The 13,425-nt window shown below is 75.0% G+C and carries 14 protein-coding genes and 1 riboswitch; of the genes, 4 read left to right on the top strand and 10 right to left on the bottom strand.

Annotated features, from left to right (window positions below; translation table 11 throughout):
- Position 1: 1 nt before the first annotated feature.
- Positions 2-256, bottom strand: a complete 255-nt coding sequence (locus ACWCSV_RS09670) for a hypothetical protein (RefSeq protein WP_451140256.1) — start codon at positions 254-256, stop codon at positions 2-4.
- Positions 257-406: 150 nt separating this feature from the next.
- Between ACWCSV_RS09670 and upp the strand changes: the two genes are divergently transcribed.
- Positions 407-1,042, top strand: coding sequence for a uracil phosphoribosyltransferase (gene upp / locus ACWCSV_RS09665; protein ID WP_390963987.1), 636 nt, complete (start codon positions 407-409; stop codon positions 1,040-1,042).
- A 96-nt stretch (positions 1,043-1,138) separates the two neighbouring features.
- Here the strand turns inward: upp and ACWCSV_RS09660 are convergent, their stop codons facing one another.
- From ACWCSV_RS09660 to ACWCSV_RS09640, 5 genes are all read right to left on the bottom strand, one after another.
- Positions 1,139-1,738 carry a LytR C-terminal domain-containing protein gene (locus ACWCSV_RS09660; protein ID WP_451140505.1) on the bottom strand — a complete coding sequence of 200 codons (600 nt, stop codon included), beginning with the start codon at positions 1,736-1,738 and terminating at the stop codon, positions 1,139-1,141.
- 178 nt (positions 1,739-1,916) lie between these two features.
- The gene (locus tag ACWCSV_RS09655; protein ID WP_266706381.1) at positions 1,917-2,213 is read right to left on the bottom strand and encodes a type II toxin-antitoxin system VapB family antitoxin; all 297 of its coding nucleotides are present in this window, start codon (positions 2,211-2,213) and stop codon (positions 1,917-1,919) included.
- Between the two features lie 331 nt (positions 2,214-2,544).
- The gene (locus ACWCSV_RS09650; RefSeq protein WP_451140254.1) at positions 2,545-4,095 is read right to left on the bottom strand and encodes a M20/M25/M40 family metallo-hydrolase; all 1,551 of its coding nucleotides are present in this window, start codon (positions 4,093-4,095) and stop codon (positions 2,545-2,547) included.
- Positions 4,092-4,763 (bottom strand): HhH-GPD-type base excision DNA repair protein, encoded by a 672-nt coding sequence (locus ACWCSV_RS09645; RefSeq protein WP_451140503.1) that lies wholly within the window; start codon positions 4,761-4,763, stop codon positions 4,092-4,094. The genes ACWCSV_RS09650 and ACWCSV_RS09645 overlap by 4 nt, the downstream gene beginning before the upstream one ends.
- Positions 4,764-4,871: 108 nt before the next feature.
- On the bottom strand, positions 4,872-5,291 hold the full coding sequence (locus ACWCSV_RS09640; RefSeq protein WP_451140252.1) for a YciI family protein: 420 nt from the start codon (positions 5,289-5,291) through the stop codon (positions 4,872-4,874).
- A gap of 272 nt (positions 5,292-5,563) precedes the next feature.
- Between ACWCSV_RS09640 and cbiE the strand changes: the two genes are divergently transcribed.
- Both cbiE and cobM read left to right on the top strand, forming a co-directional pair.
- Positions 5,564-6,787, top strand: coding sequence for a precorrin-6y C5,15-methyltransferase (decarboxylating) subunit CbiE (gene cbiE, locus ACWCSV_RS09635; RefSeq protein ID WP_451140501.1), 1,224 nt, complete (start codon positions 5,564-5,566; stop codon positions 6,785-6,787).
- Positions 6,784-7,533, top strand: coding sequence for a precorrin-4 C(11)-methyltransferase (gene cobM / locus ACWCSV_RS09630; RefSeq protein ID WP_451140250.1), 750 nt, complete (start codon positions 6,784-6,786; stop codon positions 7,531-7,533). Before cbiE ends, cobM begins: the two co-directional genes overlap by 4 nt.
- Positions 7,534-7,548: 15 nt before the next feature.
- On the opposite strand, the gene ACWCSV_RS09625 is transcribed toward cobM, so the two are convergent.
- Positions 7,549-8,667 (bottom strand): cobalt-precorrin-5B (C(1))-methyltransferase, encoded by a 1,119-nt coding sequence (locus tag ACWCSV_RS09625; RefSeq protein ID WP_451140248.1) that lies wholly within the window; start codon positions 8,665-8,667, stop codon positions 7,549-7,551.
- 49 nt (positions 8,668-8,716) lie between these two features.
- Between ACWCSV_RS09625 and ACWCSV_RS09620 the strand changes: the two genes are divergently transcribed.
- Positions 8,717-9,529, top strand: coding sequence for a cobalt-precorrin-6A reductase (locus ACWCSV_RS09620; RefSeq protein WP_451140246.1), 813 nt, complete (start codon positions 8,717-8,719; stop codon positions 9,527-9,529).
- 15 nt (positions 9,530-9,544) lie between these two features.
- Here ACWCSV_RS09620 and cobJ read toward each other — a convergent pair whose 3' ends face one another.
- The 3 genes from cobJ to cobG all read right to left on the bottom strand — a co-directional run bounded on the left by cobJ (position 9,545) and on the right by cobG (position 13,167).
- Positions 9,545-10,990, bottom strand: coding sequence for a precorrin-3B C(17)-methyltransferase (gene cobJ, locus ACWCSV_RS09615; RefSeq protein ID WP_451140499.1), 1,446 nt, complete (start codon positions 10,988-10,990; stop codon positions 9,545-9,547).
- Between the two features lie 119 nt (positions 10,991-11,109).
- Complete coding sequence (locus ACWCSV_RS09610; RefSeq protein WP_451140244.1) at positions 11,110-11,736, bottom strand: precorrin-8X methylmutase; 627 nt, start codon at positions 11,734-11,736, stop codon at positions 11,110-11,112.
- 108 nt (positions 11,737-11,844) lie between these two features.
- Positions 11,845-13,167 (bottom strand): precorrin-3B synthase, encoded by a 1,323-nt coding sequence (gene cobG, locus ACWCSV_RS09605; protein WP_451140497.1) that lies wholly within the window; start codon positions 13,165-13,167, stop codon positions 11,845-11,847.
- Between the two features lie 93 nt (positions 13,168-13,260).
- Positions 13,261-13,408, top strand: a riboswitch (cobalamin riboswitch).
- Positions 13,409-13,425 lie beyond the last annotated feature (17 nt).

Genomic DNA, 13,425 nt, shown 5'->3' with positions numbered 1-13,425 from the left:
GTCACCAGCGGAAGGTGCGCATCCGCATCTGTTGGCGCATACGGGCCGCGCGGGCCCGGCGGGGCTGGACGCGGTCCCGCAGCTGCTTCGCCTCGTGCAGCTCGCGGAGGAACTGCGCCCGGCGACGGCGGCGGGCCGCGTCACTCTCCTGCGTGTGCTCCGTACTGGTCGGCGCGTCGCGTTCGTCGCGCACGTCGCGTGCTTCGAGTCGTCCCCGCGTCGCGGGCTCGTCCCGCTCCGGCTCCCGGTCAGTCATCCGCACACCACCCCAAGGCTGGTCCGTATGCCTCACCTTCCCCCCGAACGGGTGGATGATGCCAGCGCTGGTGTCCGGGGCGCTCGGGCGGGCCCCGGCTCCGCCGGGGAGGAAGCTCGCGGCGCGCGGGAGGCCGTTAGTGTTGACGGCATGCGGATCCATGTCGTCGACCACCCACTGGTGGCGCACAAACTCACCACCCTGCGCGACAAGCGCACCGACTCCCCGACCTTCCGCCGGCTCGCCGACGAGCTGGTCACCCTGCTCGCCTACGAGGCGACCCGGGACGTGCGGACCGAACTGGTCGACATCGAGACCCCGGTCGCGCGGACGGCGGGCGTGAAGCTGTCGTACCCCCGCCCCCTCGTCGTGCCGATCCTGCGCGCCGGCCTCGGCATGCTGGACGGCATGGTCCGGCTGCTGCCGACCGCGGAGGTCGGTTTCCTCGGCATGATCCGCAACGAGGAGACGCTCCAGGCGGAGACGTACGCGACCCGGATGCCGGAGGACCTCTCCGGCCGCCAGGTCTACGTCCTCGACCCGATGCTGGCGACCGGCGGCACGCTCGTCGCGGCGATCCGCGAGCTCATCAAGCGGGGCGCCGACGACGTCACCGCCGTCGTGCTGCTGGCGGCGCCGGAGGGCGTCGAGATCATGGAGCGCGAGCTGGCGGACGCCCCGGTCACCGTGGTCACCGCCTCGGTGGACGAGCGGCTCAACGAGAACGGCTACATCGTTCCCGGGCTGGGCGACGCGGGCGACCGGATGTACGGCACGGCCGACTAGCTTCTTCCGCTCGGGCCCTGGCGCCCCTGCACACGACGACGGCCGGTCACAGGTGGGGTGACCGGCCGTCGTCGTGTCCGCGCGGGCTCGCGGCTCTCAGCAGGCGGAGGGGGCGGGGGCGGGCTTCGTCAGCGCCGTCAGCGCGGCGGCCGCCGCCTGCGGGGTGCTGAACGCCGTGAATCGCGTGCCGAGGATCAGGTCCACCTCGGCGTTCTCGCGGGCCTCGGTCTTCCGGGCGATGCCCGGCAGCTGGGTCTCCAGGACCGGGAACGCGCTGTCGGCGGCGGTCGGCGGACCGAGCAGCAGACCGGTGCCGGGGACCTTCTTGTCGTACGCGGCGGGGGCGTTGCCCACCTCGCCGATCTTGAAGCCGCGCTTCTTCAGTTCGTCGGCGGCGGACTTGGCGAGACCGCTGCGCGGGGTCGCGTTGTAGACGTTCACCGTGATCCGGTTCGGCGCGGGCAGCGTCTTCACGGCCACCGCCTGCTTCGGGACGGTCGCGCACTCCCGCTTGTGGTCGGCCGCCTGCGCCGTGGTGTCGCCGCCCGAGTAGACGTCGATGAGCTGCAGCGTGCCCCAGCCGGCCAGCCCGAGGGCCACGAGGGAGGCGACGACGGCGAGGACGAGCCGGCGGCGGTGGCGGGGACGGCGCATCCGGGGATAGGCGTTGCCCGTGATGCGGTACTTTCCGCCCATGCCGGGGGGAGTGAGCATGCTCATGTGCGCAGCGTAGTGCGGGCCGCCGATGATGCGTACTAAATGATCAACCGATGGCACCCGCATGCGCCGGAAAACACCCGAAAGGGCCCGACAGCGCGGAGTCCGGGACGCGGCGGTGGTAGAGGGGCGGCCGGAGCCGCACCGGGTGGCGCCGTCAGCCGAGTTCGAGCACGCGGGCGTGGAGCACCTGGCGCTGCTGGAGCGCGGCGCGGACCGCGCGGTGCAGCCCGTCCTCCAGGTAGAGGTCGCCCTGCCACTTCACGACGTGCGCGAAGAGGTCGCCGTAGAAGGTGGAGTCCTCGGCGAGAAGCGTTTCCAGGTCCAGCTCGCCCTTCGTGGTCACGAGCTGGTCGAGGCGGACCGGGCGCGGCGCGACGTCGGCCCACTGGCGGGTGCTTTCCCGGCCGTGGTCGGGGTATGGCCGCCCATTTCCGATGCGCTTGAAGATCACACGGAAAGCCTACCGGGGAACAACCACCGTGCGCAGCCGGGGAAGGGGGTCATGATGCCGGTCGAAAGCGAGTGAACCCCCTGAAAACGGAAGGGCGATCTCCTGTCAGGGCGGTGACGGAGGGGTGTACATCACGCCGATGTCCCTGGAACGAGGGGGAGTTCGCCCGCCTCGGGCAACCGGCGGAGCGACGGCGGGTGGTGTCGGGGTGAACGGGAGCGGTCCGCGGCCCCCGGCGCGGGCAGGGGCGTGCGGAGCGCCCTTGCGCCCCTGCCCGTGCGGCGCGCGAGGACGGTCCGGGGGCTGTTCCGCGGACCTTTCTCACACGGTGTCACGCCCTGTCACGACCATGGCCGGTACGGAGCCCGCCGCCTCCGTGACGGTCCGTGTGTGCCGCTGCGGGCGCCGGGTCGGTGAGCGGCCGCAGGTCCTGCGCGTAGGTGCCGACCGCGTCCGCGATCACGTCGATGTTGGTCTCGAAGGCCGCCGGGTCGATGTTGTCGAGGGTGTCGCAGGCCGCGTGGTAGCAGGGGTCGTACGCGGTTCCCTCCGTTCCGCCGAACTTCCCCGCCTGTGCGGCCGACTTGATGCCCTCGGCCCCGGTGTCCGTACCGCCCGAAGGGATGCCGGCCTCGATGAACGGTCCGTAGTCGGATCGCCCGGTGAAGTCGGAGCTCTCGTACGGGGACTTCCGCCGGTCGAGGAACTCCGTGATCCCGCGCTCCAGTTGGGCGGAGCCGGCCGGGCCGGGGCCTGAGCCGGAGGCCTCGGAGTCGTCGCCGTCGAAGACGAACTGGACGCCGTTGGGGGAGGCGATTATGTCGAAGTTGAGGTAGAGGGAGATCTGTTGGCGCTGGGCGGCGGTCAGCCCGGCGACGTACGCGTCCGAGCCGACGAGTCCGCTCTCCTCCGCCGACCACCAGGCGAACCGGACGGCGTTCGCCGGCGTGCGGTGCGTCGCCGCGAGCCGCAGGGCGACCTCGAGGAGCCCGGCCGAGCCGGAGCCGTTGTCGTTGATGCCCGGGCCGTCGGAGACGGAGTCCAGGTGCGCGCCGAGCATGACGGTGTGCGCGGGGTCGCCGCCCGGGGTCTGGGCGACGACGTTGCGGGTGGTGCGCTTCTCCTGGCGTTCGAGGAGTTCGAGGGTCACGGTGACCTTTCCGTCCCCGTCCAGCGCGGCGGCCAGCGCGTCGCCCTCGGCACGGCTGATGCCCCCGGTGGGGATGCGGACGGCCTCGGGGTCGCCGAGGGTGCCGGTGAGCCTGCCGTCCAGGTTGTTGGAGATCAGCGCCCCGGCCGCGCCCGCCCCGGCCGCGGCCGACTGCTTCTGCAGGAAGGAGCAGCCGCCCCGCGCGATCAGCGCGATCCGCCCGGTGACCTCGGTCCCGGCGTAGTCGGACGCCTCGCAGCCGGTGGTCCCGTCCACCGGGATCCGGACCAGCTCGGCGGTGAGCCCGCCCTCCTCGGTCGACGCGGTGTACGTCATCGCCTCCACCTCGGCGTCCCGGGGCTCCGGGGCGACCACGGCCAGCTTCTCGGCGAGGGTCTCGGTCCAGGTGAAGGGGAAGGACGCGTAGCGGGCGTCGTAGCCGGCCCGCCGGAGCTGCTGGAGGACGTAGGCGGCCGAGGCGTCGTGGCCCGCCGATCCGGCGGCCCGGTTTCCGCCCGCCGCGTCGGCCGCCTCCTGGAAGCGGCGCAGGTGCCGGTACGCGCCCGTGGCGGAGGAGGCCTCGACGAGTTCCCGGGAGAGCCGGGCGGCCTCCCGCGCCGGGTCCGGTTCCGCGGCGGGCGGCGGGGCCGCCGTGCCCAGCAGCAGCGGGGGGAGCAGCGCGGCGGCGAGGAGCGGCAGGGCGCGGCGCCGGGTCCGCGCGGGGGCGCTCACCGGCCGGCCTTCCTGGCGGGGGCGGGCGCCGCCTTGGCCGGCTTCTTCGCCGAGGCCGCCGCCTTGGCTTCTGCCTTCGCCCGCTGCTTGAACGCGCGGACCTCGGCGAGCGACTCGGGGCCGGTGATGTCGGCGACCGAGCGGTGGCCGCCCTGCTCCCCGTACGCCCCTGCCGCCTCCCGCCAGCCGGGCGGACGCACGCCGAACTGCTTGCCCAGCAGCGCCAGGAAGATCTGCGCCTTCTGGGTGCCGAAGCCGGGCAGCGCCTTCAGCCGGGCCAGCAGCTCCGTGCCGGTGGCGGCGTCGGACCAGACCGCGCTCGCGTCGCCGTCGTACTCCGCCACGAGGTACTGGCACAGCTGCTGCACCCGCTTGGCCATGGAGCCGGGGTAGCGGTGCAGGGCCGGTTTGGCGGTGAAGAGCGCGGTGAACGCCTCGGGGGAGTACCCGGCGATCTCCCGGGCGTCCAGGTCGTCCGATTCCATCCGCAGGGCCAGCGAGTGCGGTCCGGTGAAGGCCCACTCCATGGGTACCTGCTGGTCGAGCAGCATGCCGACCAGGGCGGCCAGCGGGCTGCGGGCCAGCAGCCCGTCCGCCTCCGGCTGCTGGGCGATCCGAAGGGTGGGGACGGCGTTCCCGCCGGACGTGCCGCCGTTCCCGCCGGACATGCCGTTCTCACCGGACTTCCCGGCGCTCTTCCCGCTCGTCGTCATACTGCCGATGGTGGCGGCGGACGCGTCGGTCGGCGACTCCTGCTGCTGCCGAAGGGGACGGCTTCAGTCCCCTTCGGGGGCCTCGCCGATCGGACGGATGGCCACCGCGCGGTACGGGGCGCCCGCGGGCTGCGGGCAGGCGACGACCCTGGTGGCGATCTCGGTGACCCGCTCCAGGTCCGGGCACTCCAGCACCCAGTACCCGGCGATCAGCACCTGCGTCCGGTCGTAGGGGGCGTCGGCGACGACCGGGGGGCCGCCGTTCGCCCCCGCCGTGACGAACCGGGTTTCGTCCGGGGCGGTGAGGCCGTCGCAGTAGAGCATCTCGCCGGAGGCCTCCAGGTCCTTGTTGAGGGCCTCCATGTGCGCGAACATCGCCTGCCGGTCCTGTTCGCCCCACGCCGGACCGCCCTCGGTGGACCCGTGGCCGGACATCGCGTCGTAGTCGGCCTGCGAGCCCTGGACCATCACCAGGTACTTCATACGCCTGCACCTCCGCCGTCGTCGTCCCCCCTGCCCTTCACTCCATCGGACACCGCACGGGCCGCCCGCGCGAGCGGTCCCGGCGGGCCCGGCCGGTCGTCGCCCGGGGGCCGGACAGTAGAGTGCGGCAGCGTCTCCCCCTCCCCGTCCCGCCGAAAATCGCCCCCGAACGCCCCGAACACCGAGGTCCGGCCGTGTCCACCGCCCCGCCCGCATCCCCCGGCTCCGCCGACGCCCCCACGCCCCCGACCGCCGTACCCCCGGCGCTCCCGGTGACCGTGGTGGGCATCGGCGCGGACGGCTGGGCGGGTCTGGCGGAACCGGCCCGCACCGCGCTGCTGGAGGCCGAGGTGCTGATCGGCGGCGGGCGCCAGCTGGGGCTGCTGCCCGCCGCCTGCGCGGGCCTGCGGGTGGCGTGGCCCTCGCCGCTGCGCCCCGCCGTCGCGGGCCTGCTCGCCGCCCACCGGGGCAGCCGGATCGCGGTGCTGGCCAGCGGGGACCCGATGTTCTACGGGATCGGCCGCGCGCTCACCGAGGAGCTGGGGGCCGGGGCGCTGCGGGTGCTGCCGCATCCGTCCTCGGTGGCGTACGCCTGCGCCCGGCTCGGCTGGCCCGCCGAGGAGACCGAGACCGTCACCCTGGTGGGCCGCCCCGCCGCCCGGCTGCTCGCCGCCCTGTACGACGGCCGCCGGCTGCTGGTGCTGAGCGCCGACGCGGCCACCCCCGCGACGGTGGCCGCGCTGCTCACCGCGCACGGCTTCGGCCCGAGCCGGCTCACCGTCCTCGAACAGCTCGGCTCCGCCGCCGAGGCCCGTCACGAGGGAACCGCCGAGGGCTGGGACCGTCCGGCGGGCGACCCGCTGAACCTCGTCGCCGTGGAGTGCCGCACCACCCCCGAGGCGCTCCGCCTCGGGCTCGTACCCGGGCTGCCCGACACCGCGTACGAGCACGACGGGCAGCTCACCAAGCGCCATGTCCGGGCCGCGACGCTCGCCGCACTGGCGCCCGCGCCCGGCGAACTGCTCTGGGACATCGGCGGCGGCTCCGGCTCGATCGCCGTCGAGTGGATGCGCGCCCACCCGTCCTGCCGCGCGGTCACCGTCGAACGCGACGAGGTGCGGGCCGCCCGGATCGGCCGCAACGCCGACCGGCTCGGCGTGCCCGGGCTGCGCGTGGTCCCCGGCCGCGCCCCGCAGGCGCTCGCCGGACTTCCGGTGCCTGACGCCGTCTTCATCGGCGGCGGGCTGACCGCCCCCGGGCTGATCGACGCCTGCTGGGACGCGCTGCCCGCCGGGGGCCGGCTGGTCGCCAACACCGTCACGCTGGAATCGGAGGCGCTGCTCACCGACCGCTACCGGCGCCACGGCGGCGAACTCGTCCGGCTCGCGGTGGCCCAGGCCGTGCCGGTGGGCGGGTTCACCGGCTGGCGCCAGGCGATGCCCGTCACCCAGTGGTCCGTACGCAAGCCCCACGACTCCTCGGGAGAGACCTCATGACCGTGTACTTCATCGGCGCAGGGCCCGGTGCGGCCGACCTGATCACGGTGCGCGGTGCCCGGCTCCTCGCCGCCAGCCCGGTCTGCCTCTACGCGGGCAGCCTGGTGCCGCGCGAGCTGCTCGCCGACTGCCCGCCGGGGGCCAGGCTGATCGACACCCAGGGCCTGGACATCGAGCAGATCACCGCCGAACTGGTCCGCGCCCACACCGAGGGCCACGACGTCGCCCGGCTGCACTCCGGAGACCCGTCCGTCTTCAGCGCGGTCAACGAGCAGATGAAGCGGCTCGACGACGCCGGGGTTCGTTACGAAGTGGTGCCCGGGGTCCCCGCGTTCGCCGCCGCCGCCGCGGCGCTCAAGCGGGAGCTGACCGTGCCGACGGTCGGTCAGACGGTCATCCTGACCCGGATCGCCCAGCGGGCCACCGCCATGCCGGAGGGCGAGGACCTGGCCACGCTCGGTCGCAGTGGTGCCCTGCTGGTGCTCCACCTCGCCGCCCGGTACGCGGACCGGGTGGTGGAGGAGCTGCTGCCGCACTACGGGGCCGACTGCCCGGCCGCCGTGGTGGCGATGGCCTCCCGCCCCGACGAGATCGTGCTGCGCGGCACCCTGGAGACCATCGCGGGGCAGGTGAAGGACGCCGGGGTGGTCCGTACGGCGGTCATCCTGGTCGGGCGCACCCTGGGCGCGGAGCAGTTCCGCGACAGCCACCTCTACTCACCGGAGCGCGACCGCCACACCTGCTGAGACACGGGCCCCCGCTCAGCGGACCGAGCTGCGGCCGACCACCGTCCCGGCCCGGTCGACGCAGATCACGTCCACCGCGACCGGTGCCCCGCGCAGCACCTCCAGGGCCTGGTCCCGGGCGCCCGCCGCCACCAGGTCGCCGAGCGGCACCCCGGCCGCCGCGCACAACTGGAGAGCGGCGAGCCCGGTGTTGGCGCCCGCCACCGCCTCGGCCAGCGCCTCGTCCGCACCGCCCGCCCGGGCCAGCCGGGCGAGGAACCCCTTGTCCACCTGGGACCGCGCCGAGTGCAGGTCCATGTGCCCGGCGGCGAGCTTCGACAGCTTGGCGAAGCCGCCGCAGACGGTGAGCCGGGGCACCGGATGGCGGCGTACGTACTTGAGCACGGCCCCCGCGAAGTCGCCCATGTCCAGCAGGGCGATCTGGGGCAGGCCGTACTCCGCGACGACCGTCTTCTCCGAGGTCGAGCCGGTGCACCCGGCCACATGGGTCTGCCCGGCGGCCAGCGCCACGTCGACCCCGCGCCGGATCGAGTCGATCCACGCCGAGCAGGAGTACGGCACGACCACCCCGGTGGTGCCGAGGATGGAGAGCCCGCCGAGGATGCCGAGGCGACCGTTCCACGTGAAACGTGCGATCTCCTCGCCGTCGTCCACGGAGATCGTGACCTCCACGTCCCCGGTGCCGCCGTGCTCCGCCGCGACCCGGGCCACGTGCTCGCGCATCAGCTGCCGGGGCACCGGGTTGATGGCCGGTTCGCCGACGTCCAGCGGCAGCCCGGGCAGGGTCACCGTGCCGACCCCCGGTCCCGCCCGGAACACCACGCCGGAGCCCGGCGGCAGCGGCCGTACCGTCGACCTGACCAGCGCCCCGTGGGTCACGTCCGGATCGTCGCCCGCGTCCTTGACCACCCCGGCGGTCGCGGTACCGTCCACCAGCGATTCGACGGCGAGCGCGAACGCGGGGGTCCGGCCCTTCGGCAGGGTGATGGTCACCGGGTCGGGGAACTCGCCGGTCAGCAGCGCGGTGTACGCGGCGGTGGTCGCAGCCGTGGCGCAGGCGCCGGTGGTCCAACCGGGGCGCAGGCCGGTGTGTTTGAGTTGGGCTTCGCGCCCGCCCTTCGCCTCACTGCTCATGGCAGGTCCCCTCGACGGTGGCCTCACTGCTCACGGAAGGTCCCCCTCGATGGTGCCGATACCGCTGCCCGACATGCCGGACGATCCCGAGTCCCCGGAGCACGTCCTCGTGCTCGGCGGCACGACCGAGGCCCGCCGGCTGGCGGAGGCGCTGGACGCGGAGATACCGGCCGGGGGGCGCAGGCCCCTGCGGGTGACGAGCTCGCTCGCCGGGCGGGTGGCCCGGCCGGTGCTGCCGCCGGGCGAGGTCCGCGTCGGCGGCTTCGGCGGTACGGAGGGGCTCGCCGCGTGGCTGCGGGAGCACCGGGTGGATGCGCTCATCGACGCCACCCATCCTTTCGCCGGAACGATCAGTTTTCACGCGGCCCGTGCCGCCGCCTCGGCCCATGTTCCCCTGCTGGCGCTCCGCCGCCCCGGCTGGGTGGCCGGCCCGGCCGACGACTGGCACCCGGCCGGCTCCCTGGAGGAGGCCGCGGCGCTGCTGCCGTCGCTGGGCGGGCGGGTCTTCCTCACCACCGGCCGGATGGGGCTGGCCGCCTTCGCGGGGCTGGACGAACTCTGGTTCCTGATGCGGTCGGTGGACGCGCCGGAGCCGCCGTACCCGGCGCGGATGGAGGTGCTCCTCGACCGGGGGCCGTTCACCCTGGCGGGTGAGCGGGAGCTGATCCGCCGGTACGGCATCGAGGTGCTGGTCACCAAGGACAGCGGGGGCACGGCCACCGCGCCGAAGCTGGCGGCGGCCCGGGAGGCCGGGATTCCGGTGGTGGTCGTGCGGCGGCCACCGGTCCCGGAGGGGGTACCGGTGGCCGCGACCCCGGCCGAGGCCCTGGCCTGGCTGAACGCCCGCCTGGGCCGGGGGTGAGCCGCCCGGAGGGCTCTACGCCTCCGGGTAGCGGCGAGGGGTCCAGACGAGGTGCCCGCCGTCCGGCCGGTCCACCCGCCGGGTCTGCGAGGACCCGATGATCAGGAGGGTGCGCATGTCCACCTCGGCCGGGTCGAGATCGGCGAGGCGTACCGTGCGCACGCTCTCCCCGGGGCCGCCGACGTCCCGGCCGAGCACCACCGGGGTGTCCGGGGAGCGGTGTTCGAGGAGCAGGTCGCGGGCCTTGCCGACCTGCCAGGTGCGGCTCTTCGAGCCCGGGTTGTAGAGCGCGATCACCAGGTCGGCCGAGGCCGCGGCGCGCAGCCGTCCGGCGATGACCTCCCAGGGCTTGAGCCGGTCGGAGAGGGAGATCGTCGCGTAGTCGTGGCCGAGCGGGGCCCCCGCCCGGGCGGCGGCGGCGTTCGCCGCGGTGACCCCGGGCAGGACCCGTACGGGGATGTCTCCGTACTCCGGCTGCGAGGCGGCCTCCAGGACGGCGGTGGCCATGGCGAAGACGCCCGGGTCGCCGCCGGAGACCACGGCCACCCGCTGCCCGCGCCGGGCCAGGTCGAGGGCGAACTCGGCGCGCTCCGCCTCCACCTTGTTGTCCGAGCCGTGGCGGGCCTGGCCGGGCCGGACCGGTACCCGGTCGAGGTAGGTGGTGTAGCCGACCACCGCGTCGGCGGCGGCCAGCGCCCCGCGCGTCTCGGGCGTCAGCCAGAGCGGTCCGGCGGGTCCGGTGCCGACCACCACGACCTCGCCGGAGCCGGGCTCCGGCCCGGGGCGGGGGGCGTCGATCCGGCTGGGCACCACGGCGACCGCGAAGTACGGCACCGAGCCGGGCTCCACCTCCGCGAGTGCGCCGGTGCGCTCCCCGGCCATCGTGGCGCGTTCGACGTACTGTGCCTCGGGCAGCCGCCCGGACGCCTCGAACGCGCGGCGCACCGCCGGGAAGGTCCGGCCGAGCTTCATCACCACGGCGGAGTCGGTCGACGCGAGACGGGCCGTCAGCTCCTCCTCCGGCAGGGTGCCGGGGAGGATGGTGAGGATCTCCTCACCCTCCACGAGCGGGGTGCCGAGCCGTGCGGCGGCGGCGTTCACCGAGGTCACCCCGGGGATGACTTCGGCGGGGTAACGGTCCGCCAGCCGCTTGTGCATGTGCATGTACGAGCCGTAGAAGAGCGGGTCGCCCTCGGCCAGGACGGCCACCGTGCGGCCCGCGTCGAGGTGGACGGCGAGCCGGGCCGCGGCCTCGGTGTAGAAGTCCTCCAGCGCACCCCGGTAGCCGCCCGGGTGGTCGGTGGTCTCCGTCGTGACCGGATAGACCAGCGGTTCCTCGATGTGGTCGGGCCGGATGTGCGCGGCGGCGATGGACCGGGCGATCGAGCGGCCGTGCCGGGCGCTGTGGAAGGCGATCACGTCCGCCTCGGCGATGGCCCGCACCGCGCGGACGGTCATCAGCTCCGGGTCGCCGGGGCCGAGGCCGACCCCGTAGAGCCGGCCCGTGCCGCCGGTCGTCGTGTCGTCGGGCGCGGGGGTGGAGGCGTGTGCGGCGTTCTCGTTCGCCGCGACGGTCCCGGTCACTCCTCCTCGCTCGCGAGGGCGTTGACGGCGGCCGCCGCCAGGGCGCTGCCGCCGCGACGGCCGCGCACCACGAGGTGCTGGACCCCGGAGACGTGCGCCGCGAGGGCCTCCTTGGACTCGGCCGCGCCGATGAAGCCGACCGGGACACCGATGACGGCGGCGGGCAGCGGGGCGCCCTCCTCGAGCATCTCCAGCAGCCGGAAGAGCGCGGTGGGCGCGTTGCCGATGGCGACGACCGAGCCCTCCAGCCGGTCCCGCCACAGCTCAAGGGCGGCGGCGCTGCGCGTGGTGCCCAGCTCGCGGGCCAGCCCGGGAACCGAGGGGTCGGAGAGGGTGCAGACGACCTCGTTCTCCGCGGGCAGCCGTTTGCGGGTGACTCCGCTGGCGACCATCGCCACGTCGCAGAGGATCGGGGCCCCGGCGCGGAGCGCGGCGCGGGCGTCGGCCACGGCGGTCGGGGAGAAGGCGAGGTCGCGTACGAGGTCGACCATGCCGCACGCGTGGATCATCCGGACCGCGACCTGGCTGACGTCGGCGGGCAGACCGGCGAGATCCGCCTCCGCGCGGATGGTGGCGAAGGACTGGCGGTAGATCGCCGGTCCGTCCTTCTCGTACTGATGCACAGTGCTGTCGCTTTCTTCGGTCGGGCACGGGCGGTCCTGTGCCGGGGCGTGGTCGGTTCGGTGGGTCGGGTGGGGCAGGTGGGACGCGTGTTCAGGGGCGCGGGCGGGTCAGGTACGGGTGTCCCGGGCCGCCGCCACCGCTGCGGCGAGCGCGGCCGGATCGTCCGGGACGGCCACCGGGGCGTCCCGCGACTCCCCCCGCACCCGCGCGATCCGGTGTCCCGCCGGGGTGGCGACGACGTCGATCCACTCCCCGTGGGGGTGGCCGCAGCGGCGTTCGCACCCGGACCAGTACACGGGCAGCCGCGCGCGTGGGGCGCGCGGTCCGAGCGCGGCCTCCGCCTCGGCCCGCACGTCGGCCAGCGACTTCGCGCAGCCGGGGCGCCCGACGCACGCGCCGACCCCGGCCCACGGAGATTCCGGCCCGGTCACCAGGCCGGCTTCGGCGAGTACGGCCAGGGCCTCCCGGGCGGCTTCGGCGGCCAGGTCCGGCACGACGACCCCGCGCCACGGGGTGCAGCGCAGCTCGCCGGAACCGAGGCGTTCCGCGGCCTCCACGAGCGTCCGCCACCGCGCGCCGGTCAGCCGCCCCATCGGTACCCCGGCGTGCAGCGCGACCGCGCCCCCGGGTCCGGTCACGGCCCCGGGCTCGGGGACCGCGGGGGTGGCAGGGCCGGGCGGTCCGTCGACGGTCAGTGGTACGAGCCCCGCGCGGCGGGCGGCCTCGGCGGGGAGGGCGGCGCGGGCGGCGTCGGGGAGGGCGGAGATCCGCCAGACGCCGGGGTCGGCCGCCAGGTCGAGGAAGGCCTCGGCGGCGAGCAGCGCGGCGCGCGGGGCCTCGTCGAAGGGGACGGGGAGGAGGGGGCCGCCGGGGCCGGTCCGGAGCAGCGCCCGGCCGCCGCCGACCGCGATCAGGGTGAGGTCGGCGCCCAGCGCGTCCACGTCACCCCGGCCGTCGTCGAGGGCGAAGAGGAAGCGGCCGGAGAGCGCGGCCGCCCGCTCGCTCCCGCAGAGCAAGGTGTCCAACCCGGTGAGCCAGGGGCGTATTTCGGGGCGTTTGGAGGTGTCGAGACCGGAGAGCGGGGAGGCGACGACGTTCCTGACGCGCTCGTGCCGCTCGGACGGCAACAGCCCCGCACGGCTCAGCAGTTCGGCGAGTTCGCCGCCGCACTCGGCTCCCAGCCCACGGAGTTGGAGGTTGCCGCGCGAGGTGAGGTGCAGTTCGCCGTCGCCGAGCCGCTCGGCCGCGGCCAGCAGGGTGCGTGCCTGAGCGGCGGTCAGCACCCCGCCGGGTATCCGTACGCGCGCCAGCGCACCGTCGTCCGCCCGGTGCAGCCGCAGCGTTCCCGGACAGGCGTCGCCGCCGGTCCGGGCGGTACCGGCGGCCGGGGAACCGGGCGAATCGGCGGTTGCGGACATGGCGGCGAGCATACCCACGTCCCCAGGAAGGTCACCGGAGCGCACATGTGACCTGTGCCGCCCCCCGGAGGCCCTCTGCCGTGGCGGAGACGCACACCCTAGGATGCTCACGGTGGACCATTCGGTCCGCCGACGCCAGACGGCGCCATGGGAGGAAGCCCGGTGAGATTCCGGCGCGGTCCCGCCACTGTGAGTACGTCCCGCTGACGCGGCCGTACGAGTCAGGAACTCCCGCCGTCCGACACCGCCCGGGGCGTGGACACCCCGAGG

It is taken from the genome of Streptomyces sp. NPDC001770 (genome assembly GCF_053596135.1).
This window is presented reverse-complemented; position numbering and strand designations above follow the sequence as displayed.